This window comes from Nonomuraea sp. MTCD27 (assembly GCF_041950495.1).
Classification (GTDB): Bacteria; Actinomycetota; Actinomycetes; order Streptosporangiales; family Streptosporangiaceae; genus Nonomuraea.
The window spans coordinates 915,873-940,027 of record NZ_JBGNUW010000001.1; the positions used below are offsets into that span (position 1 = coordinate 915,873).

Below are 24,155 nucleotides of genomic sequence, written 5' to 3' on the forward strand. Positions count from 1 at the left end.
GACTTCCGCGAAGAAGGGCATGGAGATGGATCAGCACCATTCACCGGGCGACGCCGATGTCGCGATCATCGGCATGGCCGGTCGGTTCCCGGGCGCGGCCGACGTCCAGAGGTTCTGGCACAACATCAGCAACGGGGTGGAGTCCTTCACCCGGTTCACCGACGACGAGCTGCTCGCCGCGGGCGTCTCCCCCGCGACGTTCCAGCAGCCCAACTACGTGCGCTCGAGGCCGATCCTCGACGACATCCGCGGCTTCGACGCCGGGTTCTTCGGCTACAACCCGCGCGAGGCCACCCTGGCCGACCCGCAGCAGCGGATCTTCCTGGAGTGCGTGTGGGAGGTCCTGGAGTCCGCCGGGTACGCGGCGCCGGAGGGCCGGGGCAGCGTCGGCGTGTTCGCCGGGATGAACATCAGCGGTTACCTGCTGACCCGGCTCATGGCGTTCCAGATGGGCATCGACACCTCCGCCTTGATGATCGGCAACGACAAGGACGCGCTGGCCACGAACGTCTCCTTCCGCTTCGACCTGAACGGCCCCAGCGTGTCGGTGCAGACCTTCTGCTCGACCTCGCTGGTCGCGGTCCACCTGGCCAGCGAGAGCCTGCGGCGCGGCGAGTGCGACATGGCGCTGGCCGGCGGCGTGTCGGTACGCATCCCCGACCGCGTGGGCTACCTGTGGGAGGAGGGCGGCCAGGAGTCGCCCGACGGGCACGTGCGGACCTTCGACGCCGAGGGCCGGGGCAGCATGTTCGGCGACGGCGCGGCGGTGGTCGCGCTGAAGCGGCTGAAGGACGCGGTGGCGGACCGGGACACCGTGCTGGCCGTCATCCGGGCCTCGGCCATCAACAACGACGGCGCGATGAAGTTCAGCTACCTGGCGCCCAGCATCGACGGCCAGCGCCGCTGCGTCTCCTCGGCCCTCGCCCGCGCGGGCGTGGACCCGGCCGACATCTCGTACGTCGAGGCGCACGGCACCGCCACCGAGGTCGGCGACCCGATGGAGGTGGCCGCGCTGACCCGCGCCTTCGGGGCGACCGAGCGCAAGCAGTACTGCGTGCTCGGCTCGATCAAGCCCAACGTGGGCCATCTCGACCGCGCCTCCGGCGTCACCGGCCTGATCAAGGTCATCCAGTCGCTGCGCCACGACCTGATCCCGGGCACGCTGCACTACCGCTCCCCCAACCCGGAGATCGACTTCGACAACAGCCCCTTCCGCGTCAGCGCCGAGCCCGTCCCGTGGCCGCGCGCGTTGGACCGGCCGCGCATCGCGGGGATCAGCTCGCTGGGCATGGGCGGCACCAACGCGCACGTCATCGTCACCGAGGCGCCGGCGCCCGCGCCGCGCGCGACCCGGTCGCGCCGCTGGCAGATCCTGCCGGTCTCGGCCCGCTCCCAGCAGGCGGCCGAGCAGGCGTGCGCCCGGCTGGCCGGGCACCTGGCGGACTCGTCCGACGACCTGGGCGACGTCGCCTACACGCTGCAGGCCGGGCGCAAGGTGTTCGGGCATCGCAAGATCGTGGTCGCCGACTCGGTGGAGGGCGCCGCGGCCAAGCTGGCCGACCCCGCCGGATCGCTCGGACGCGCGGACGCGACCGTGGGCAGGAAGGTCGGCTTCCTCATCGCGGGGGTCGGCGAGCAGTACCCGGGGATGGTGGCCGCCCTCTACGCCGACGAGCCGGGGTTCCGCGCGGACGTGGACGAGTGCCTGGCCGTGCTGGGGCTGACCGAGCCGGGGCAGCTCTCCGACGTCTTCGTGCCCGCCGAGCGGGACGAGGACGCCGGCGGCGACCTGGCCAGGCTGCTGGGCCGGGCCGGGGCCGGCGCGCCGCGGTCCACGACCGACGCGCACCTGGTGCAGCCGGCCGTCTTCGTGGCCGAGTACGCGCTGGCGCGCCAGCTCATCCGGTGGGGCCTGAAGCCCGAGATCATGATCGGCTACAGCCTCGGCGAGTACGTCGCCGCCTGCCTGTCGGGCGTGCTGTCACTGCCCGACGCGCTGCGCCTGGTGGCCTACCGGGCCAAGCTCATCACCTCCCAGCCCGAGGGCGCGATGCTGGCGGTCTCCTCCGACGAGAAGCGGCTGCGCGCGGTGCTGGGCGAGGTGTTCACCCGCGACCTGGACGTGGCCGTCCGCACCGGCTCCCAGGTGGTGCTGGCCGGGCCGGCGGACGCGGTCGAGCGGGCCTCCGCGCTGCTGCTGGAGTCCAGGATCGGGCACCGGCGGCTGGAGACCACGCACGCCTTCCACTCCCGGATGCTGGCGCCGGTGGCCGGGGAGCTGACCTCCTGGATCGCCGACAACATCACGCTGAACCCGCCGCGGCTGCCGTACCTGAGCAACGTTACCGGCCGGCCCGCCACCGCCGAGGAGGTGACCGACCCGGGCTACTGGGCCCGCCACATGTGCGAGACGGTCGAGTTCGGCGCGGGGCTCGGGCACCTGCTCGGGCAGGCCGACCTGGCGCTGGCCGAGATCGGGCCCGGACAGTCGCTGGGCGCGCTGACCCGCGGGCACCCGGCCTGCGACCGCGCCCAGTGGCCGCTCATCGTGACCACGCTGCCCGCCGCGAACGACACGCAGGACGCGGGGGCGACCCTGGCGACCGCCGTCGGGAAGCTGTGGCTGACCGGGGTGCCGGTGGACTGGGACGCGCTGCACGAGGACGCCGGCTGGCGGCCGGGGCGCGTGCCGCTGCCGACGTATCCGTTCGAGCGCCAGGAGTACTGGCTGGAGATCGACGAGAGCGCGTTCGGCAGCGGCGGCGGCGCGGCCGCGTACGACGAGAGCGACCCGACGAGCATCGCCAAGGCCTACCCGCGGCTGCCCGACACCCGCTGGATCCACACGCAGGTCTGGCGCCAGACCACGATCAGGCCGGCCCGCGCGGAGGAGGGCGAGCGCTGGCTGGTCTACACCGACGCGGGGCTCGCCGACGAGCTGGCCGCGCCCCTGCTGGCGCACCTGGCGGCCACGGGCAAGGACGTGGTCGTGGTCCGGCCGGGCGACCGGTTCTCCGCCGGCCCCGACATCCTGCGCGTGCGGCCCGGCTCGCCCGAGGACTCCCTCGCGGCCATGCGGGAGCTGAACCAGCGCCGCTGGGAGCCCGACCGGGTCGTGCACCTGTGGTCGGCCGAGGGCGGCCCCATCGAGGAGAGCCTGCAGCGCGGCCTGCACACGCTGGTCGGCCTCGCCCGCGCCGCCGGTGACCTGGGGCTGCCGAGCTGGGCACTGGACATCGTCACCTCGGGCGGCCACCGGGTGCACCCGGGCGACCGCGTCCAGGCCGCGCTCGGCACCCTGCTCGGCCCGACCCGGCTGATCCCCGTGGAGTACCCGAGGGTCAAGACCCGGCTGATCGACGTGGACGGGGTGGGCTCGGCGCAGGCCCTGCTGGCCGAGCTGCGCGCCGAACCGGCCGACCAGGTGGTCGGCCTGCGCGGCGGGCAGCGCTGGATCCCCGACTACGAGGTGCTCGACGCCTCCGTCATCGAGGCCCGCACGCCCGCCGCCGAGGTGCGCAAGGGCGGCGTCTACCTGGTGACCGGCGGGCTGGGCGGCATCGGGCTGGCCATGGCCGAGCGGCTGGCCGAGCACTACCGGGCCCGGCTGGTGCTGCTCGGCCGCACGCCCGTGCCGCCGCGCGAGCAGTGGGCCTCGATCCTGGCCTCCGAGACCGCGGCCCCCGAGGTGCGCCGGCGGCTGGAAGGGCTGCGCCGCCTGGAGGCCGCGGGCATCGAGGTCGTCACCGTGGCCGGGGACGTCTCCAAGCCCGAGGACACCCGCCGTGCCGTGGCCGCCGCGATCGAGCGCTTCGGCGAGCTGAACGGCGTGCTGCACTGCGCCGGCGTGCCCGCGGTCGGGCTCATGCAGTTCAAGACCATCGCCGACATGGACCGGGTGCTGGCGCCGAAGGTGCGGGGCACGCTCGCCCTGGCCGAGGCGCTGCGCGAGACGCCGGTGGACTTCCTGGCGCTGTACTCCTCCACCACCTCCGCGACCGGCGGCGGCGCCGGCCAGGTCGACTACTGCGCGGCCAACGCCTTCCTGGACTCCTTCGCGCTGGCCGACGAGCTGCCCGGCGTCACGGTCACCTCGGTCGACTGGTGCGAGTGGACCTGGAACGGCTGGACGGAGGGCCTGGAGAACTACGACGAGGGCTCCAAGCAGTACTTCGCCTGGTACCGGGAGAACTTCGGGCTCACCTTCGACCAGGGCTGGCAGACGCTGCTGCGGGCGCTGGCCAGCGGCGAGCGGCACGTCGTGGCCTCCACGCAGGACTTCGCGCCGCTGGTGGCGATGAGCCGCAAGTCGTCGATCGAGAGCCACCAGGCCACGGTGAAGAAGATCCGCGACGCGTTCGGGCGGCACCCCCGGCCGGACCTGTCCACCGCCTACGTCGAGCCGCAGTCGCCGGCGGAGGAGACCATCGCCGGGGTGTGGGCCGAGGCGCTGGGCCTGGAACAGGTCGGCGTGCACGACAACTTCTTCGAGCTGGGCGGCAACTCGCTGCTCGGCATGGAGATCATCGCAGAGGTCAGGAGGGCGCTGGAGCTGTCCTACCTGCCACCGCACATCCTCTACCAGGCTCCCACGATCGCCTCGCTCGCCGAGGCGGCCAAGGCCGACCAGGACGCGGGCGAGCCGTCGAGCGAGGCCCGGGAGCAACAGCGGTCCCGCATCGCCCAGCGACGCAACATGCTCAGGAGCGGAAGGACGTCATGACCGGAACCGACTACGACTCCGCGGTCGCGCTGATCGGCATGTCCGGGCGCTTCCCCGGCGCGGGGAGCCCCGCCGAGCTGTGGAGCAACCTGCTGGCCGGGATCAAGGGCCTGCGGACCATCACCGACGAGGAACTGCGGGAGTCCGGGGTCGACCCCGGCACGCTGGCCGACCCGCGCTACGTGCGCGTCGGCGGCCCGCTCGACGGGCTCGACCGTTTCGACGCGACCGTGTTCGGGATCAACCCGCGCGAGGCCGAGACGATGGACCCGCAGCACCGGCTGTTCCTGGAGTGCTCGTGGGAGGCGCTGGAGGGCGCCGGATACTGCCCGACCGACGTGCCCGGCCAGGTGGCGGTCTTCGGCGGCTGCGGGTTCCCGGACTACATCGTGCAGAACCTGCAGCACCTCGGCAACCAGCCGGGCGGCGCGCTGCTGATGGCCGTGGGCAACGAGCGCGACTCGCTGGCCTCGCTGGTGTCGTACAAGCTGGGGCTGCGCGGGCCCGCGGTGTCGGTGCAGACGTTCTGCTCGACCTCGCTGGTCTCCGTGCACCTGGCCTGCCAGAGCCTGCTGACGTACGAGTGCGACATCGCGCTGGCCGGCGGCGCGTTCACCCCGCTTCCCCAGCCCTCCGGCTACCTGTACGAGCAGGGCGGCATCATGTCGCCCGACGGCCGGGTGCGCAGCTTCGACGCCGAGGCCGGCGGCACGGTGATGGGCAGCGGGGCCGGCGTCGTGGCCCTCAAGCGCATGTCGGACGCGATCGAGGACGGCGACATCATCCACGCGGTCATCCTGGGCTCGGCGGCCAACAACGACGGCCGCCTGCGCGCCGGGTACACCGCGCCGGGGGTGGACGGCCAGGCCGACGTGATCGAGTCGGCGCTGGGGGTGGCCGGGGTCAAGCCCGACACCGTCGGCTACGTCGAGTGCCACGCGACCGGCACCATGCTGGGCGACTCGATCGAGCTGGCGGCCATGAACCGGGTGTTCGCCCAGCCCCGGGAGACGCCGTGCGTGCTGGGCTCGCTGAAGCCGAGCCTGGGCCACCTCGACCGCGCCTCCGGCGTCACCGGGCTGATGCGGGCCGCGATGGTGCTCAAGCACGAGCTGCTGCCCGGCACGCCCGACTACGAGACGCCCAACCCCGCGCTGGCCACCGCGCACGACCGGTTCACGGTCCTGGCCGAGCACCAGCCCTGGGCGGCGGGCCCGAACCCGCGGCGGGCCGGCGTCAGCTCCTTCGGGCTCGGCGGCACGAACGCGCACGTGGTGCTGGAACAGGCGCCGCCGCGGCCGCAGCGGTCCGGGCGGCCCGGCCCGCACCTGCTGGTCCTCTCCGCCGGGGACGACCAGGCGCTGAGCGAGGTGACCGAGCGGCTGCGCGATCACCTGTCCGAGGGGCGGGACGACGACCTCGCCGACGTGGCCTACACCCTCCAGATCTCGCGTGGCGGCTTCGCCCTGCGCCGGGCCGTGGTCTGCCGCGACCGCGACGACGCCGTGGCGGCCCTGGGCGACCCGTCCCGCTGGATCGACGGCAAGACCCAGCGGCGCAACCCCAAGGTACGGCTGGCCGTACCGGACGCCGAACCGCCCGCGACCTGGTGGGCGGAGCTGCACGCGGCGGTCGCGGGCGTCCTGGGCCACGGCACCGCGCCCGCGTCGGGATCGTCCCGTGCGGCGGCGCTGGCGGCGCTGGCCGACGGCCTGGGCGAGATCGGCGTGCGCGTGCTGCGCGAGGAGACCACGGACCCGGCCGAGGAGGTCGTGGTCGCGCCGGAGGAGGACGCCACGGCGGCCGAATGGCTGCTGGCGACGCTGGCCCGGCTGTGGCTGGCCGGCAGCGCGCCCGACTGGGCGGCGCTGCACGGCGGCCGGGGACGCCGGGTCGAGCTGCCCACCTACCCGTTCCAGCGGCGCAGGTTCTGGGTCAAGGCCGCCCCGCCGCAGGCGCAGGGGCAGGTGAGCGAGGGCAAGACCTTCGACCGCTCGCGGTGGACCCACCTGCCGGCCTGGCGGCAGCACCCGCTGCCCGTCGCCGGCCTGGACGAGCGGCTGCGCGAGGCCGGCCCGTGGCTGGTGTTCGCCGCCGACGAGCGCGGCGAGGCGCTGGTGGACCGGCTCACCCGGGCCGGCGCCGAGGTGACCGCCGTGCGCTGCGGCGACGAGTACGCCGAGGAGGACACCGGCGACTTCGTGATCCGGGCGCACAAGCCCGACGACATCGCCGAGCTGATGTTCTCGCTGGTGACCATGCCGCGCTCGATCGTGCACGGGCTCAGCCTGGCCTCGCCCGAGCCCGGCCCCGGCGCCGACCCCGTGGCGCACTTCACCGCCGAGCAGTCCCGCGGCTTCTACTCCGCGCTGGCGCTGTCCAGGGAGCTGGTGGACAACACCGGCTCGGCGCCCAGGGCCGAGCTGGTCCTGCTCACGTCGCAGGCGGTGAGCGTGGCGGGGGCCGACCTGCGTCATCCCGAGCACGCCACGCTGGCGGCCCTGGCGCCCTCCCTCCAGCAGGAGAACCCGCGGCTGCGCTGCCGCACCATCGACGTGGACACCACCGGAGAGGCGGCCGCCCTGGCCGAGCAGGTGCTGGCGGCGTCGGTCTGCAAGCACGAGGGCCCGATGGCGATCCGCGCGGGCGAGACCTGGCTGCGCCGGTACGAGCCGTACCCGGTGGCGGAGCTGGAGCCGGAGCAGCGGCCGATCCGCGACGGCGACACGGTGCTCATCACCGGCGGCCTCGGCGACGTCGGCCTCGTCCTGTCCCGGCACCTGGCCGACGCCTACGGCTGCCGCCTGGTCCTCACCGCGCGTTCCCCGCTGCCGCCCCGGGAGGAGTGGGACGCCTACCTCGCCGCCCCGCCGGCCGGCGGCGAGCGCACGGCCCGGCACATCGCCAACATCAGGGACCTGGAGAACCGGGGCGCCACGGTGCTGGCCCTGTCGGCGGACGTGGCCGACGAGGAGCAGATGCGGGCCGTGGTGACCGCCGCGGTCGACCGCTTCGGCAGCATCGACGTGGTGGTGCACGGCGCGGGCGTGCAGGACGGCGCGTACTTCAACTTCGCGCACCTGACGGACCGCCCCCAGTGCGAGGCGCACTTCGCGGCCAAGGTGACCGGCTTCCACGTGCTGCAGAAGGTGCTCGGCGAGTGGTGCCCGGACCGGCGGGTCACGCTGTCGTCGATCGCCGCGGTGCTCGGCGGCATGACGCTGGGGCCGTACGCGGCGGCCAACGCCGCCCTGGACGCCTACATCCGCGTGGCCCGCACGGCGGGCGCCGGCCGCTGGGTCACCGTGGACTGGGACACCTGGAACATCGACCCCGACCGGGTGGCCGGGCACAGCGGCGCGGTGGTGGACTTCGCGATGGCCCCGGCCGAGGGCGTGGACGTCTTCGAGCGGGCGCTGTCGGCGGCCGACCGCGTCGGGCACCTGGTGATCTCGACCGGCTCGCTGGACTCCCGGATCGCGCAGTGGGTCACCGGCGACATCCACGAGAGCGACGACGACTACGACGACCGCGAGCGCCATCCGCGGCCGGAGCTGAACAACCCGTACGTGGAGCCGGGCGAGGGCACCGAGGCCACGCTCGCCGAGATCTGGTCCAGGGTGCTCGGCATCGACCCCATCGGGGCGCTGGACAACTTCTTCGAGCTCGGCGGCCACTCGCTGCTGGCGATCGAGCTCACCACCAGGATCCGCAAGACGCTGGCCGCGTCGGTGCCGGTGACCGGCCTGCTGGAGTGCCCCACGGTCCGCCAGCTCGCCGAGTTGCTCGACGCCCGCGACGAGGAGGAGTAACCGCACATGAAGCAGCCCGAGTACCTGCGGACCGTGCAGGGCTTCGCCCGGCGCGAGCTGCTGGGCAAGGAGCCGTACCTGGACTCGCTGGCCGAGGCGCCGCTCCCGCTCTACCGGCGCTTCGCCGACACCGGCCTGGCGAACTGGTGGATGCCCAAGGAGTTCGGCGGCCTCGGCATGGGGCTGGAGGAGAGCGTGCGCATCACGGCCGAGCTGGCCTACGCCGACGCCGGCGCGGCGTTCACGCTGTTCATCCCCGTGCTGGCGACGAGCATGGTCTCCTGGTACGGGAGCGAGGAGCTGAAGGAGCGCCACCTCGGCCCGCTCGTGGCCGAGAACGCCTTCTGCTCCACGCTGGGCAGCGAGCACGCGGCCGGCAGCGAGCTGGCCAGGATCACCACCACGGCGCGGCGCGAGGGCGACACGGTGGTGCTCGACGGTCAGAAGGCGTTCTCCACCAACACCGGCTTCGCCCGCTTCATCGTCGTGATCGCGCGCGCCCAGGAGGACTCGTCGGGGTACCTGGCCGTCCTGGTGCCGCGCGACACGCCGGGCGTCACGGTGGAGAAGCGGTGGGACGTCATCGGGCTGCGCTCGTCGGCGACCTACCAGGTCTCCCTGTCCGGCGTGCGCGTCCCGGCCGGGAACGTGCTGCGCGGCAACGGCCTGCGCCTGCTGGAGGTGGGGCTGAACGCCAGCCGCGTCCTCATCGCCACGACCGCGCTGGGCATCGCCCGGCGCGTGCGTGACGTGTGCATGGAGTACGCCAAGTCCAAGTCGGTCAAGGGGGCGCCGCTGACGGCCAACTCGGTCTTCGCCGGCCGGCTGGGCCAGTTCGAGATGCAGATCGAGGTGATGGCCAACCAGTGCCTGGCGGCGGCGCGGGCGTACGACGAGATCGCGGCGCGGCCGGACGCCGGCGAGGAGTTCCTGCGCGTGGGCACGCTGAAGCAGGCGCTGACCACGAAGATGTTCTGCGGGCAGACGGGCTGGCAGATCGCCTCGACGGCGTCGGAGATGTTCGGCGGGATCGGCTACACGCACGAGATGGTCATCGGCAAGCTGCTGCGCGACATGCGGTACGTGTCGATCGTGGAGGGCGGCGACGACGTCCTGCGGGACCTGGTGTTCAGCCGGTACGTGGTGCCGGTGTCGAAGCGATCGTGACCACCGCGGCGGCGTAGCCGGGGGCGACGTCGAGCCAGCGGACGGGACCACGGAGGGAGCGCGACCGGACGGAGGTCGCGCTCCCTCCGCGTGCGCGGACCTCTTCGCCTGCGCGGACGCCTTCCCGTGCGTCGGCGTCTTCGCGTGCGCCGGCGTCTTCGCGTACGCCGGCGTCTTCGCGTACGCGGACCAGGACGTCGCGGAGGCCGCCCAGGCCCGCGCCGGTGGCCTTCACGAACGCCTCCTTGGCGGTCCACAGGCGGAAGTACTCCGCCAGGTCCGCGCCGGGGCCGGCGGCGAGCAGCCGGGCCACCTCCTCCGGCTGGTACAGGTGCCGGGCCAGCGCCAGGTGGTCGAGGTCGGCGCGGACGCGCTCGACGTCCACGCCCACCCGCGTCCCCTCGGGAGCGACCGCGACCAGGGCCCAGGCGTCGGAGTGCGACAGGTTGAAGTCGGGCGCGGGCCGCCCCTCGCCCAGGTCCAGGCAGGGGCGGCCCGACGGGTCGGTGGTGAGGCGGAGCTGCCCGGCGGGCATGCCGCAGGCCCGCCCGAGCACGGAGCGCAGGGCGGCGTGCGCCACCACGTAACGGCTCCGGTCGAGCGGGCCTGCCAGGGCCCGCGCCCGCTCCCGCTCGGCGTCGGACAGGCAGCTCCACCAGCCCGGCCGCTCGGGCCGGTCCAGGTGCACCCGCCAGACCCGCACGGTCCCGGGCGGCTTCACACCCACGGCCGCAGCGCCTCCGCCACGATCCGGTGGGTGCGCGGCGCCTGCTCGAAGACGGCGAAGTGGCCCCCGTCGAACAGGTGCCGCGCGAAGTTCCCGCTGGTCTGCTCCCGCCACCCGTCCGCCTTCGCGAGCGTGACGCGCGGGTCGGACCTGCTGGGCAGCGCCGAGATCGGCAGGTCGAGCGGGGGCTCGTCCTGGTAGAGGTAGGTTTCCTTGACGGTGAAGTCGGCCCGTACGGCGGGCAGGATCATCTCCAGCGCCTCCGGGTCGGCCAGCAGCCACTCGGGCGTGCCGCCCAGCCTGCGCAGCAGCTCCACCACCTCGTCCCGGTTCATCTTCCGGACCATGGGCCCGTCCTCGTAGGTGACGTGCGGGGCGTCGGAGCCGGAGACGAACAGGTGCACGGGCTGGGGGCCGCCGCGCCGCCTGACCTCGCGGACCACCTCGAACGCGACGAGCGCGCCGAGGCTGTGGCCGTACATGGCGTACCTGCGGCCGGCCGCGGACGTCTCCACGTCCGCGAGCACGGCGTCGGCCAGGTCGGAGGCCAGCCGCGGCATGCGTTCGTACGGCGGCTCCCGGTGCCTGGACTCCCGGCCCGGCGGCTGCACCGGCTGCACGGCCACGCCGGGCAGCTTGCCCTGCCACATGCGGAACGCCGAGGCGGCGCCGCCCGCGTGCGGCAGGCAGTACAGCGGCAGCGCGCCGGGCTCCGCGCCGGTGAGGGCGCGGAACGGCAGCCACCGCGACAGCACGTCATCACTGACGGCGACGGTCATCGCTCGATCTCCAACCGGACGTACGGGGGCGGCGGCTGCACCTGGCTCAGGTCGGCCTCCAGCACCACCTGGGCACCCTCCCTGCTCACCTCGCGGAAACCGGCGAAGGCGTAGGTCACCTGCATCATCCGGTTGCGGCCGGTCTCCACGAAGTCGGCCCGTACCGCCGCACCGGCCTGCGCGGCCTCGCGCAGGATGTGGTTGAGCATCACCATGCCGACGCCGCGCGACATCACCCGGCACGACATGAGCATCATGCGCAGCCACCAGACGTCCTGCCGCTTCTCGACCAGGGCCAGCCCGATCTTGCCGTAGCTGCCGAACCTGTCGGTGAGCGAGGCGACCAGCAGCAGGTGGTCGGGGGACTCGCGCAGGGCGTCCAGCTCCTCGTAGGAGTAGGTGCGCCCGGTGGAGTTGAGCTGGTTGGTGCGGACGGTCAGCTCCTCGGCCCGCTGCAGGTCCTCGCGGCGGGCCGGGGCGATGGTGAAGGCCATCTCCAGGCCGGCGAGGAACTCCTCGTTGGTGCCGACGAAGGTGCCCTCCAGCTCGTCCCTGGCGAGCTGGCCCTGGTACATCTCGCGCCGCCGCGCCGACTCGTCGGTGACGAACCGGGGCCGGAACTCGGGCCTGGCCAGCGCCTCGTCCAGCTCCAGGACGTCGACGCAGATCACCTCGGGCAGCTCGTGCGTCACCTCGGCGCGCTCGAACTCCTGGTCGTCGACGAACGCGAAGGCGTCCATGCCGAGGTTGAGCGCCTTGGCGATGTTCTTGATGGAGTCGGACTTGGCGTTCCAGTTGATCTGCGGATACAGGAACAGGTCCGCGAGCCCGAGCTCGGTCAGCTTGGCCATCGCCGTCTCGTGGTCGTTCTTGCTCGCGATCGAGTGCAGGACGCCCTTGCGGTCGAGGTCGCGGATGCTCTCGACGACGGCCGGCCGTACGGTGACCTCGCCGTCCTCCAGCAGCACCCCGTTCCACAGGGTGTTGTCCAGGTCCCACACGATGCACTTGACGCGGCCCCGCCGCGGTTTCTCCGGCGCCGGGGCGAGGCCGGAGTCCTGGCGCTCGGTGGTCACGCTCATCTCGTCATCTCCCGCTCTGCCTGGCCTGCGATGGTGATGCGCTGGATCTCGTTGCTGCCCTCGATGATCTCCATGACCTTGGCGTCCCGGTAGAACCGCCCCACGGGGTAGTCGGGGCTGCACCCGTTGGCGCCGTGGATCTGCACGGCCTCGGCGGCGTGCCGGACCGCGGCGGTGGAGGCGAAGTACTTCGCGATCCAGGTCGCCATGATCGTGCCCGACTCCCCCGCGTCCTTCAGCCGTCCGGCCTCGGCCAGCAGCAGCCGGGCCGCCCGGGTGTCGGTGACCATGTCGGAGAGCTTGGCCTGGATCAGCGGCAGCTCCGAAAGCGGCCGGCCGCCGACCCGCCGCTGGGCGGCGTAGGAGACCGACGCCTCCAGGCACGCCTGGAGGATGCCGATCGAGCCGGCGGCCACGCTGTACCGGCCGAGGTCCAGGGTGCCGGTCAGCACCATGCCCGCCGTGAAGCCGCTCGGCCCGAGCAGCGCGTCCGGGCCGAGCTCGACGTCGCTGAAGGTGATCTCGGCCAGCATGGAGGCGCGGGTGCCCAGCATGTCGTCGATCGGCGTGACGTGCACGCCGGGCGCGTCCCTCGGCACGAGGAACGCGCCGATGCTGCCGCCGGTACGGGCGAACACCAGGAACAGGTCCGCCCGCTGACCGCCCGTGGTCCACTTCTTGACCCCGTTGAGCATCCAGCCGTCGCCGACCTCGACGGCGGCCGTGGTGATCCCCGAGGTGTCGCTGCCGGCGCCCGGCTCGGACAGGCAGAACGCGCCGAGCACGTCCCCGGCGGCCAGCCCTGGGGCCCACCTCGCACGCTGCTCGGGGGTGCCCCACCGCTGCAGCGTCCAGGAGACCATGGTGTGCACGGTGAGCAGGCTGCGCAGCGAGGAGCAGCCGCGGCCCACCTCCTCGTGCACCTCGCCGAGCGTGACCAGGTCCATCCCGGCCCCGCCCGACTCCGGGGGCAGGAACGGCGCCCACAGACCCGCCGCGGCCACCTGCCGCAGCAGGTCCTCGGGGACGCGGCCGCTCCTGTCGTAGTCGTCCGCGTACGGCACCACGTGGGTGTCGACGAACGCCCGCGCCGAGCGCCTGTCGACGACCTGGGCCGGAGCCGGTGCGGTGAGCGTCACGCGACGGCCAGGGTCGGCGAGAGCCGGACCACGAGCTCGGCCATGGAACTGGCGGTGCGGAAGTTGTCGATGCGCAGCTCCTCGTTCGGGATGGTGACGCCGAACGTCTTCTCCACGAACATCACCAGCTCCATGGCGAACAGCGAGTTGACGAAGCCCAGCGCGAAGATGTCCTGCGTCTCGTCGATCTCCGCCTGGGGGTACCTGCCGCGGACGAAGTCGAGGATCTGCTCAGTGGTGGTGTGCGACATGTTCTATGACTCCATTCAGTTCGTTGCGTAGGTGTAGAAGCCACGGCCGGACTTGCGGCCGTGCAGCCCGGCGTCGGTCATCTGCTTCAGCAGCGGGCACGGGCGGTACTTGCTGTCGGCGTAGTGCTCGTAGAGCACCTCCACGCTGTAGAGGATCGTGTCCACGCCGATCAGGTCGGCGGTCTCCAGCGGCCCCATCGGGTGGCCGAAGCAGCTCCTGAAGACCTCGTCGACCGACTCGGCGTCGGCCACGCCCTCGTGGACGAGGTACGCGGCCTCGTTGACGGTGAGCATCAGGACCCGGTTGGAGACGAACCCGCAGGAGTCCTTGACGTCGATGGCCTTCTTCCCCATGGCGGTCAGCAGGTCCTTGGTGCGCTGGACCGTCTCGGCCGAGGTGTGGAAGCCGGGGATCAGCTCCACGGCCGGCTTGGCGGGCACCGGGTTCATGAAGTGCACGCCGATCACCTTGTCGGGCCGCCCGGTGACGGCCGCGACCTTGGTGATGGGGATGGCGGAGGTGTTGACCACGAACACGGTGTCGGGGCCGCACGAGAGGTCGAGCGTCTCGTACACCTCCCGCTTGACGCCCCAGTCCTCGGTCACGTTCTCGATGACGACGTCGCACTTGGCCGCGCCCGCCGCGCCCACCGCGGTGGTGATCCTGGCCAGCACCTCGTCCGGGTCCAGGGCGGGGCCGCCCATGAGGCGGCTCATCCTGGTGTTGCGGGCGATGATCCCCAGCGCCTCGCCCAGGATCTTCTCGTCCTTGTCGATCAGCACCACGTCGTGCCCGGTCTGGGCGAGGTTCTGCGCGACGCCGACGCCCATGACACCGGCGCCGATCACTCCGATCACGGTCATGTCCGCTCCGTTCCGCTCATGGTGGTTCTCCTTCATCGGTTTCTCGTTGGTGCGGTTGCTGCGGCCGCCGCGCGCCTGCGGGAGGCCGAGGCCTCCAGGCCCGAACGGCGCAGCTGGGCGCGTACCTGGCTGCCGCCGTCGGGCTCCGTGACCGGCGCCGTCCCCGAGGTGAGGGCTTCGACGGTCTGGCTGAGCGCGGCCACGGTGGGCGCCTCGTAGAGGATGTGCGGCGGCAGCTCGTCGAGGTCGAAGGCGCGGCGCACCGAGGCGACGATGGCCACGCCGAGCAGCGAGTTCCCGCCCAGCTCGAAGAAGTTGTCCAGGGCGCCGATCCGGTCGAGCCGCAGCGACTCGCGCCAGATCGCGGCGATGGCCTCCTCGGTGGGGCCGGTGGGCTCCTGGTAGGAGGTGACCAGCTCCGGCCTGGGGTGCAGCTCGGTGGCCGCGCCGCCCACGGCCGGGGAGGTGACGGCCTCCAGGGTGAACCGGGCGCTGCCGCGTACCAGCGTGGGGTAGTCCTGGGTGGAGATCACGACGCGCGGCTCGCCGGTGGCCAGGGCCCGCAGCAGCGAGCGCCAGCCGCCGGCGAAGTCGATGCCGACCCGGGCCCGGTTCTGCTTGAAGAAGTCGCGCAGCGCCTCCTCGTACCCGGCCAGCCCGGCCTCCCAGGCGTTCCAGGTCCACTCGCCCCAGTCGACGGCCAGCACGCGGCGGCCGGTGGCGGCCAGCTTGCAGGCGTAGCCGTCCAGGAAGGCGTTGGCGGCGCAGTAGTCCACCTGGCCGGGGCCGCCGCCGGTGGCCGAGGTGATGGAGGAGAACAGGACGAGGAAGTCCAGCTCGATCTCGCCGGGACCGCCGATCCCGAGCGCCTCGGCGATCGCCAGCGTGCCGGCGACCTTGGGGGCCAGCACCTCGTCCAGCTCCTCGGGCCGCTTGAACTGCATCAGGCCCATGCCGGGCACGCCCGCCGCGTGCAGCACGCCGTGCAGCGCGCCGAAGCGGGTCAGGGCGACGTCCACGGCGCGGCGGACGTCCTCGGCGCGCGCCACGTCACCGGTGACGATCTCGACCTCGGCGCCGAGGTCGATCAGGCCCGAGACCTGGGCGACGCGCCTCCTGGTGGTCTCGTCGGCCGCGTCCCCCGCCAGGATGCCCGCCCAGCGTTCCCGGGGCGGCAGGCCGTTCCTGGCGAGCAGCACCAGCCTGGCGCGGAAATCGCGGGCCAGGTGCTCGGCCAGGCCGAGGGCGATGCCGCCGAGGCCGCCGGTGATCAGGTAGACGCCGCCGTCGCGGAGGGGCGCGGCCTGCGGGCCGGCCGGCATCTGCTCGTAGCCGGGCAGCCAGCGGCGGCCACGGCGCAGGGCCACCGTGCGGTCGGTCTGCGGCCGGGCCAGCTCGGCGACGAGCGCGGCCAGGTCGGACGTGGACGGGTCGCCCGGCAGGTCGACCAGGCGGGTGGTCACGCCGGGGTACTCCAGCGGGATCACCAGGCAGGGGCCGGTCAGGGTGGCGCCCTCGGGGTGGGTGACCTCGGCCCCGATGACCTCCTGGGTGCCGGAGACGGCCACGTCGAGGGACCACTCGCCGATCCCCGACTCGCCCGCCGCCCTGGCGAGTGCGACGAGGGTGTGCAGGCCGTGGGCAGTGGTGTCGGTCCCCGGCTCCAGGGTCCACAGGTGGACGACGCGGTCCAGGGGGCGGCCGGCGGTGCGCAGGTCGCGGAGCAGGGCTCGCAGGTCGGCCGGGTTGCCGGGTCTGACCGTGTGGCCGTCGGGGGTGGCGGTGTAGGCGTCGCCGGGGCGTACCAGGGTGACGGGGGCGCCGGTGGCGCGCAGCAGGTCCGCGGCGGCGTCGGCGAGGCCGTCCCGGGTGAAGACCAGCCACGAGCCCGGCTGCGGGTCGGCGGGCGCGGGGGGCGCGCTCTGCCGCCACACGGGCAGGTGGAGCCAGCGGTCCTCGGGGAGTTTGGGCAGGCTCGTGATGGCGTCGAAGAGGTTGTCCGGCTCGGCCGCCAGGAGCTCGCCGGGGCGGCGGGCCGGGGGGTCGATCCAGTGGTGCTGCCGCTGGAAGGGATAGGTGGGCAGCGGGATCCGGCCGGGGAACGCGGCGGGATCGGCCCGCCACACCCCGCCGTCGCGCGGCTCGTCGTGGTGGGGCTTGCCGTGGTAGGCGTCCCAGTCGAGGGTGACGCCGCACAGCCAGAGCCGGGCCACGCAGTCGGCGAGCGTCAGGTCGCCGGGCCTGGGGTCGCTCGCGGCGGGCAGCGTGTGGGTGATCAGCGGCCAGCGCTCGGGCGGGCAGCCCGCGCCGCGTACCAGGGCGCCGAGCGACTGTCCCGGCCCGATCTCCGCCACGGCCAGCTGGGGGTCGGCCAGCAGCGTGTCGATCCCGTCCGCGAATCGGACGGTCCCGCACATGTGCCTGGCCCAGTAGCCGGGGTCGCACACCAGCTCCGCGCCGGCGATCTCGCCGGTCAGGTTCGAGATGTACGGCAGGGCGGGCGGCTTCAGCTCCACGTTGGCCTCGACCCACCGGGTCAGCTCGTCGCTCAGCGGCTCCAGCATCCGGGAGTGGAAGGCGTGGGTGGTCTCCAGCGGGCGGCACGGGATCTCGGCCGCCCGCAGCTCGCCGGCCAGCCGCGTGACGGCCTCGCTCGGCCCGGCGACCACGGTGACCTGCGGGCCGTTGACGGCGGCGAGGTCGAGGCCGCGCTCGTCCAGGCGGAAGCGGCGGCGCAGCCGGTCGGCGGGCAGCGACACCGCGAGCATCGACCCGGCGGGCAGCCCGGCGATGAGCCTGGCCCGGTGGGTGACCAGGGCGAGGGCGTCCTTGAGGGACAGCACGCCCGCCAGGGTGGCGGCGACGTACTCGCCGAGGCTGTAGCCGAGCATGATCCGCGGCTGGATGCCCCAGGAGATCAGGGTGCGGGCGAGGGCGTACTCCACGGCGAACAGCGCGGGCTGCACCACTTCGGTGCGTTCGAGCGCGGCGGCCCGCCCGTCACCGTTACCGGCGTCGCCGTTTCCGTTACCGGCGTCGCCGTTGCCGTTTCCGTTGCCGGTGCCGTTGCCGGTGCGGGCGCGGCCGAGCAGGGCGGCCAGGTCCGCGCCGCCGCCGCGCTCGCCGGTGAGCAGGTCGCCCAGGTCCACGCCGCCGGCGCCGTCCACGCCGAGATCCGCGAGCAGGGTCAGGCATTCGTCCAGCGCGGCGCGGAAGGCCGGTTCGTGCCGGTGCAGCTCGCCGGCCAGGCCGGGGTACTGCTCGCCGACGCCGTGGAAGAGGAAGGCGACCTGGCGGCCCTGGACGGTGTCGACCCGTCCCAGCAGCCCCCCGCCGCCGCTCAGCGCCCGCGCGGCGGCCCCGTGCTCGGCGGCGACCAGGGCCCGCCGGTGCTCGAACGTCTTGCGCCCGACCTGCAGCGTGTACGCCACGTCGGCCAGCCGGGTGCCCGGCTCGGCGGCCAGGTGCCGGCCGAGCCGGTCGCACGCCTCGTCGGCGGCGGCGGAGTTGCGGGCGGAGACGGGCAGGACGTGGTGGCGGTGCGCGGCAGGCTCGGCCGGCTGCTTGGCGGGCGGCTGCTCGACCACCATGTGGACGTTGGTGCCGCCCATGCCGAGGGAGTTGATCCCCGCGATGCGGGGACGGTCGTCCCGGGTGCGCCAGGGTGACAGCTCGGTGTTCACGTAGAACGGGCCGTTCTCGAAGTCGATCTCCGGGTTGGGGCTGGTGTAGTGGAGGCTGGGCGGGATCACGGCCTCGCGCAGCGCGATCGAGGTCTTGATCAGCCCGCTGGCCCCCGCCGCCCGGTCCAGGTGCCCGACGTTGGTCTTGACCGAGCCGATGGGGCAGTACCCCGTGTCGTCGGTGGGGCCGAAGGCGCGGGTCAGGGCGGCCACCTCGATGGGGTCGCCCAGCTCGGTGGCGGTGCCGTGCGCCTCGATGTAGCTGATGTCGTCGCCGGTGACGCCGGCGTCGGACATCGCGTCGGCGATCACCCTGGCCTGCCCGACGATGCTGGGGGCGGTGTAGCCGACCTTGAGCGCGCCGTCGTTGTTCATGGCCGAGCCGCGGATCACGGACCAGATGTGGTCGCCGTCGCGGACCGCGTCGGACAGCCGCTTGAGCAGGACGACGGCCGCGCCGTCGCCGAACATGCTGCCCCTGGCCTGGGCGTCGAAGGTGCGTACGTGCCCGTCGGGCGACTCCTGGCCGCCGGGGCCGAACAGGTGGCCCACCCGGTCGGGCACGCGGATGGAGACGCCGCCCGCCAGGGCCAGCTCGCACTCACCGGCGCGCAGGCTCTGCACCGCCAGGTGGGCGGCGACCAGGGAAGTGGAGCAGAACGTCTGGACGGCGACGCTGGGGCCGTACAGGTCGAAGAGGTAGGAGACGGTCGTGGTCAGGGCGTCCTTGTCGTTGCCCATGATGACCTCGAAGTCGCTGAACTCCTGCTGCCCGCCGCCGAGCAGCTCACCGGTCAGCCGGAGCAGGTAGGTGCTGATGTTGGCGCCGCCGAACACGCCGACCCGGCCGCGGTGCTCCGGAGCGGCGTACCCGGCCTGCTCCAGCGCCTCCCAGCAGACCTCGAGGAAGGCCCGCTGCTGCGGGTCGGTGATCGCGGCCATGCGCGGGCTCATGCCGAAGAAGGCCGCGTCGAAGCCGCCGATGTCGTCCAGCACCGGGCGGGCGGGCACGTACGCCGGGTCCTTGACCTGCTCGGGGTCCACGCCGGCGGCGATCAGCTCCTCCTCGGAGAAGAAGCTGATGGACTCGACGCCGTCGCGCAGGTTCCGCCAGAACGTCTCCACGTCGGGGGCGCCGGGGAAGCGCCCCGCCATGCCGACGATCGCGATGCGCCGGTCGTCCTCGCGCACTTCCGCGAGGCCGGAGGCCGGCTGACCCGTGACGGGGTCCGGTGGCGCGGACCGCCCGGTGACGCGGGCGGGTGCGGACCGCTCGGCGGCGCGGGCGGGTGCGGGCCGGGGCGTGGAGCGTTCGTCGAGGACGGCGGCCAGCGTGTGCACGGTCGGCGCCTCGAACAGCACCACGGTCGGAACCGCGACGCCGAACCGCTGCTTCACCAGCGCCAGCATCTGGAGCGCCACCAGCGAGTTGCCGCCGAGATCGAAGAAGTTGTCGCGAGTGCCGACCGGCTCCACGCCGAGCACCTCCGACCACAGCGCGGCCAGGTCGCGCTCGGCCTGGTTGAGCGGCGGGGTGTAGGGCTGGGGAAGCTCGGGACGCGGAAACCGGTCGCCGGACGCGGGCGCCGTGACGGGCACCTTCCTGGGCAGCCGGTCGTCCAGGCCGCCCGCCGCCACCACCAGGGAGGGACGGGGGTCGGCCAGCAGCCGGTCGAAGGCCGCCAGCGCCTCGTCGGCCGACATGGCGTGCGCGGCCATCGCGGCGCCCAGGCCGCCCTCGATCCGGTCGAGGGTGACCGACCAGGTGTCCCAGTTCGCGGCCACCCAGCCCGGGTGGCGGTGGGCGAGCGCGGTGAGCGCGGCGTTGGCCGCGGCGTAGGAGGCGAACGTGATGCCGCCGAGGAGGGCCGAGGTGGAGGAGAACAGGACGCAGAAGTCCGGCACGGCCTCGAGGTCGGCGAGCACCTGCTCCAGCACCAGGGCGCCGGTCACCTTGGCGGCGAAGTGCCTGGCGACGGCGGCCTCGTCGAGGTCGCGCAGCGGGAGGAAGGTGCCGGGGGAGGTCTCGGCGGCCGCATGGACCACGCCGCCGAGCGGGTGACCGGCGAGCGCTCCGGCCAGCACCGTACGCATGGCGGCGGCGTCGGTGACGTCCACCCGCGGGGTCAGCACCTCGGCACCCAGCTCGCGCAACCGGCGCACGGCCTGGTGCCGGGGGTCGCCCTCGTCGTCGGGCACGCCGCCCCGGCTGGTCAGCACGAGCCGGTCGGCCCCGGCCCTGATCAGGTGCTCGGCCACGAGCAGCCCGACGTCCCCGAGCCCTCCGGTGACCAGGTAGGTGCGCCCCGGCCGCACGGCGACCGCGGCCCCGCCCTCCGGCCCGTCCCCGGCGAGATGCCCGGCCTCGGCGAGATGCCCGGCTCCGGCGAGATGCCCGGTCTCGGCCCCGTCGCCGGTGGCGTGGTCCGGGCGGTCGGCCGGCTCGGCCTCGGTGTAGGTGCGGACGAGGCGGGTGCCGGCGCGGTAGGCGACGAACGCGTCGTCGCCGCGGTGGCGGATCTCGGTGACCAGGGCCTCGGCCGCGGCCTCCGGGGTGGAGTCGGGGGCGAGGTCGACGGTGGTGCAGTCGAGGGTGAGGTACTCCTGGTTGGCGACCATGGGGAGGGTGGCGACGGCGGCCTGCCCCGGAGCGGGGACCTCGCCGCCGGAAACGGCCTGGCCGCCCCGGGTGGCGAGCAGGACGCGGGTGCTGTCGCCGCCCTCCTCGCCCCAGGCGTGCAGCAGCCGGGCCACCGGGAGCAGGGTGTCACGCCCGTCCGCCGATCCCGTCGAGCGCCCGTCCGAGCGCCCGTCGGCGGGTCCGCTGTCGGACCCGTCGTCAAGCCTGTCGTCGGGGCTGTCGTCGGGGCTGTCGTCGGGGCTGCCGTCGGCCGGCCGGTCGAGGAGGCGGAGGTCTACGACGACGGCGGCGTCGGTCAGGCGGCGGGCCAGGGCGTCGTGGTCGGCCGCCGACTCCGGGTCGATGGTGAGGCCCGCCGGCGTCTCCGTGAAGGAGTCGCCCGGCAGCACGGTCACGACCTCGGTGCCGGTGGCGCGCAGGGCGCGGGCCAGCGCCTCGGCGGTCTCGGCGCGGCCGGCCAGCAGCACGCAGCGCCCCTCCGGCTCGGCGGCGTCGCCCGACGTCGGGGCGGGCGTCCAGCGGGGAGTCATGAGCCGTACGTGCGAGGGCCGGGACTCGGCGACCGCCGGGAGCGGCGCGGTGGCCGGGCCGTCCACCCAGTAGCGCTCGCGCTGGAACGGGTAGGTCGGCAGGCCCACCTTGGCCACCGGCCGGTCCTGCCGGTAGCCGGACCAGTCGATCGGCACGCCCGCCAGCCACAACCGCCCCGCCGCCTCCGCGAGCACGGCCGGGGCCGGGCGGGGGTCGTCGGCGCCGGGCAGCGTGGCCACGATCAGCGGCCAGCGCTCGGGCGGGCAGTCGCGGTGGCCGCGGGCCATCGCGCCCAGCGACTGCCCCGGCCCGATCTCCAGCAGCGCCGCGTCGCCGTCGTGGCCCAGCAGGGTACGCAGGACGCCGTCGAACTGGACGGCCGCGCACATGTGCTCGGCCCAGTAGGCCGGGTCGGTCACCTGCTCGGCGGTGGCCGGCTCGCCGGTGACGTTGGAGACGTACGGGATGCGGGGCGCCTGGAGCGTGACGTTCTCCGCGATCCACGCGGTGAGCCGGTCGCGGAGCGGCTCCATCATCCGGGAGTGGAAGGCGTGCGTGGTGGCCAGCGGGCGGCAGGGCACCGACTCGGCCGCCAGCAGCTCCTCGGCCGCCAGCATGCCCTCCGGCTCGCCGGACAGCACGGTCAGCTCGGGCCCGCTGACGGCGCCCACGTCCACCCCGGTGATCCCGGCCCGGCGCAGCCGGTCCTGGATGTCGGGGGCGGCCAGCGGCACCGCGCTCATCCGGCCCTCGGGCAGCTCGCCGATCAGGCGGGCACGGTAGGTGACCAGGGCGAGCGCGTCCTTGAGGGACAGCACGCCCGCCAGGGTGGCGGCGACGTACTCGCCGAGGCTGTACCCGGCCAGCGCGGCGGGCTCGATCCCCCACGACAGCACCAGCCTGGCCAGCGCGTACTCCACCGCGAACAGCGCGGGCTGCAGCACGGCGGTCGGCGTCGCCGCGTCGGGGGCGGCGGCGCGGCCGAGCAGCCGGTCGAGCCGGCCGGAGCCCGCCTGGCGCGGGCCCAGCAGCTCCGTGAGCGGGTCGGTGCCGCCCGTCAGGCGGCGCAGCTCGGCCCGGCAGTCGTCGAGCACGGCGCGGAAGACCGGCTCCGACCGGTGCAGCTCCGCGGCCATGCCCGGGTACTGCTCGCCGGTCCCGGCGATGAGGAAGGCGACGGGCCGGTCGGCGCGGCTCTCGGCGCGGCCCAGTACGGCGGCGTTCCGCATGCCCTCGGCCGCCTCGGCGGGGGTGGCGGCGACCAGCATCCTGCGGTGGCCGAACACCTGACGGCCGGCCTGCAGGGTGTGGGCCACGTCGGCCAGCGGGTGCCCGCTGCCGTCGCCGGCCAGGTGGGCGGCGAGCCGGTCGGTCATCGCGTCGGCGGCCGCGGCCGTCCGGGCGGACCACACCAGCGGCTCGGGCCGGGCCGGCTCCTGCGTCCTGGGCACCAGTGGCGCCTCTTCCAGCACCACGTGGGCGTTGGTGCCGCCGATGCCGAACGCGCTCACCCCGGCCCGGCGCGTGCGCCCGGCCTCGCGCGGCCAGCTCCGCAGGGCGGTGACCACGCTGAGGTCGGCCTCGCCCCCGGCGAGCTGCGGGTTGGGCTCGGCCAGGTTGAGCGTGGGCGGGATCTCGTCGTGGCACAGGGAGAGCGCGGCCTTGATGAGGTTGGTCACGCCCGCCGCCCGGTCCAGGTGGCCCAGGTTGGTCTTGACCGACCCGATCAGCAGCGACTGGCCGCGGAACACCTGCTGCAGCGCGGCCAGCTCGGCGGCGTCGCCGAGCGAGGTGCCGGTGCCGTGCGCCTCCACGTAGTCGATGTCGGCGGCCGTCAGGTCGGCGCTGGCCAGCGCCTCGGCCATGACGGCGGCCTGGCCCTGCACGCCGGGGGCGGTGAAGCCGACCTTGCGCCCGCCGTCGTTGTTGACCGCCCAGCCGCGGATGACCGCGTAGATCTGGTCGCCGTCGGCGAGCGCGTCCTCCAGCCGCCGCAGCGCGACCACGCCGACGCCGCTGCCGAGGGGGCTGCCGAGCCCTCCGGCGTCGAAGGCGCGGCACTCGCCGTCGGGCGGCGCGATGCCACCGGGCTGGTAGACGTAGCCCACGCGGTGGGGCACGTTGACCGCGACGCCCCCGGCCAGCGCCAGGTCGCATTCGAAGCCGGCCAGGCTGGAGGCCGCCGCGCACACCGCGACGAGCGAGGTCGAGCAGTAGCTCTGCACGCCGTAGCTGGGGCCCGACAGGCCCAGGGCGTGCGCGACGCGGGTGGTCAGGGAGTCCTTGTCGTTGGCGAGCCCGAGCGCCAGCTCGCCCATGACGGCCCCGATGCCGCTGGGCACGAGGTTGTTCTGCAGGTAGGAGCTGTGCGCGCAGCCGCCGAACACGCCGATCGAGCCGTCGAACCGCTTGGGGTCGCAGCCCGCGTCCTCCAGCGCGGCCCAGCTGTGCTCCAGGAAGAGCCGGTGCTGCGGGTCGAGGATCTGGGCCTCCTTGGGGCTGAACCCGAAGAAGGCCGCGTCGAACAGCTCCACCCCGTCGATGACCGGGCCGGCCTTCACGTACGAGGGGTCGGCCAGCAGCTCGTCCGGCACCCCCGCGGCGCGGAGCTCGTCGTCGGTGAAACGGGTGATCCCGGATGCCCCGGCCCGGATGACCGACCAGAGCTCGGCGACGTCGGACGCCCCGGGGAAGCGGCCGGACATCCCGACGATCGCGATGTCGGTGCCCGGGCTTTCGATGTCGTCGTTCACGTC

At 74.0% G+C, this 24,155-nt stretch carries 10 protein-coding genes; 3 read left to right on the top strand and 7 right to left on the bottom strand.

What is annotated here, in order from left to right; genetic code table 11:
- The first annotated feature begins 19 nt into the window (after nucleotides 1-19).
- From ACBJ59_RS04290 to ACBJ59_RS04300, 3 genes are read left to right on the top strand one after another with little or no spacing between them, the layout of a single operon-like run.
- The gene (locus tag ACBJ59_RS04290) at nucleotides 20-4,723 is read left to right on the top strand and encodes an SDR family NAD(P)-dependent oxidoreductase (RefSeq protein ID WP_375108838.1); all 4,704 of its coding nucleotides are present in this window, start codon (nucleotides 20-22) and stop codon (nucleotides 4,721-4,723) included.
- Nucleotides 4,720-8,535, top strand: coding sequence for an SDR family NAD(P)-dependent oxidoreductase (locus tag ACBJ59_RS04295; protein ID WP_375108839.1), 3,816 nt, complete (start codon nucleotides 4,720-4,722; stop codon nucleotides 8,533-8,535). Before ACBJ59_RS04290 ends, ACBJ59_RS04295 begins: the two co-directional genes overlap by 4 nt.
- A gap of 6 nt (nucleotides 8,536-8,541) precedes the next feature.
- Nucleotides 8,542-9,702 carry an acyl-CoA dehydrogenase family protein gene (locus ACBJ59_RS04300; protein ID WP_375108840.1) on the top strand — a complete coding sequence of 387 codons (1,161 nt, stop codon included), beginning with the start codon at nucleotides 8,542-8,544 and terminating at the stop codon, nucleotides 9,700-9,702.
- Here the strand turns inward: ACBJ59_RS04300 and ACBJ59_RS04305 are convergent.
- From ACBJ59_RS04305 to ACBJ59_RS04335, 7 genes are read right to left on the bottom strand one after another with little or no spacing between them, the layout of a single operon-like run.
- On the bottom strand, nucleotides 9,665-10,429 hold the full coding sequence (locus ACBJ59_RS04305) for a 4'-phosphopantetheinyl transferase family protein (RefSeq protein ID WP_375108841.1): 765 nt from the start codon (nucleotides 10,427-10,429) through the stop codon (nucleotides 9,665-9,667). The genes ACBJ59_RS04300 and ACBJ59_RS04305 overlap by 38 nt on opposite strands.
- Nucleotides 10,420-11,208 carry a thioesterase II family protein gene (locus ACBJ59_RS04310; RefSeq protein WP_375108842.1) on the bottom strand — a complete coding sequence of 263 codons (789 nt, stop codon included), beginning with the start codon at nucleotides 11,206-11,208 and terminating at the stop codon, nucleotides 10,420-10,422. The genes ACBJ59_RS04305 and ACBJ59_RS04310 overlap by 10 nt, the downstream gene beginning before the upstream one ends.
- A complete protein-coding gene (locus tag ACBJ59_RS04315; RefSeq protein ID WP_375108843.1) occupies nucleotides 11,205-12,290 on the bottom strand; it encodes an HAD-IIIC family phosphatase in 1,086 nt (361 codons plus the stop codon). Before ACBJ59_RS04315 ends, ACBJ59_RS04310 begins: the two co-directional genes overlap by 4 nt.
- Nucleotides 12,287-13,429, bottom strand: coding sequence for an acyl-CoA dehydrogenase family protein (locus ACBJ59_RS04320; RefSeq protein WP_375108844.1), 1,143 nt, complete (start codon nucleotides 13,427-13,429; stop codon nucleotides 12,287-12,289). The genes ACBJ59_RS04315 and ACBJ59_RS04320 overlap by 4 nt, the downstream gene beginning before the upstream one ends.
- Entirely contained in the window at nucleotides 13,426-13,680 is a 255-nt protein-coding gene (locus tag ACBJ59_RS04325; RefSeq protein WP_375108845.1) for an acyl carrier protein, read from the bottom strand. Before ACBJ59_RS04325 ends, ACBJ59_RS04320 begins: the two co-directional genes overlap by 4 nt.
- A 15-nt stretch (nucleotides 13,681-13,695) precedes the next feature.
- Nucleotides 13,696-14,544, bottom strand: coding sequence for a 3-hydroxyacyl-CoA dehydrogenase NAD-binding domain-containing protein (locus ACBJ59_RS04330; RefSeq protein ID WP_364136790.1), 849 nt, complete (start codon nucleotides 14,542-14,544; stop codon nucleotides 13,696-13,698).
- 32 nt (nucleotides 14,545-14,576) lie between these two features.
- Nucleotides 14,577-24,152 (bottom strand): SDR family NAD(P)-dependent oxidoreductase, encoded by a 9,576-nt coding sequence (locus ACBJ59_RS04335; protein ID WP_375108846.1) that lies wholly within the window; start codon nucleotides 24,150-24,152, stop codon nucleotides 14,577-14,579.
- Nucleotides 24,153-24,155 lie beyond the last annotated feature (3 nt).

Bases quoted from the DNA above. Each gene is read 5' to 3' on its own strand.
- ACBJ59_RS04325 (WP_375108845.1), bottom strand. From the start codon at position 13,680: ATGTCGCACACCACCACTGAGCAGATCCTCGACTTCGTCCGCGGCAGG.
- ACBJ59_RS04310 (WP_375108842.1), bottom strand. From the start codon at position 11,208: ATGACCGTCGCCGTCAGTGATGACGTGCTGTCGCGGTGGCTGCCGTTC.
- ACBJ59_RS04330 (WP_364136790.1), bottom strand. From the start codon at position 14,544: ATGACCGTGATCGGAGTGATCGGCGCCGGTGTCATGGGCGTCGGCGTC.
- ACBJ59_RS04290 (WP_375108838.1), top strand. From the start codon at position 20: ATGGAGATGGATCAGCACCATTCACCGGGCGACGCCGATGTCGCGATC.
- ACBJ59_RS04300 (WP_375108840.1), top strand. From the start codon at position 8,542: ATGAAGCAGCCCGAGTACCTGCGGACCGTGCAGGGCTTCGCCCGGCGC.
- ACBJ59_RS04295 (WP_375108839.1), top strand. From the start codon at position 4,720: ATGACCGGAACCGACTACGACTCCGCGGTCGCGCTGATCGGCATGTCC.
- ACBJ59_RS04315 (WP_375108843.1), bottom strand. From the start codon at position 12,290: ATGAGCGTGACCACCGAGCGCCAGGACTCCGGCCTCGCCCCGGCGCCG.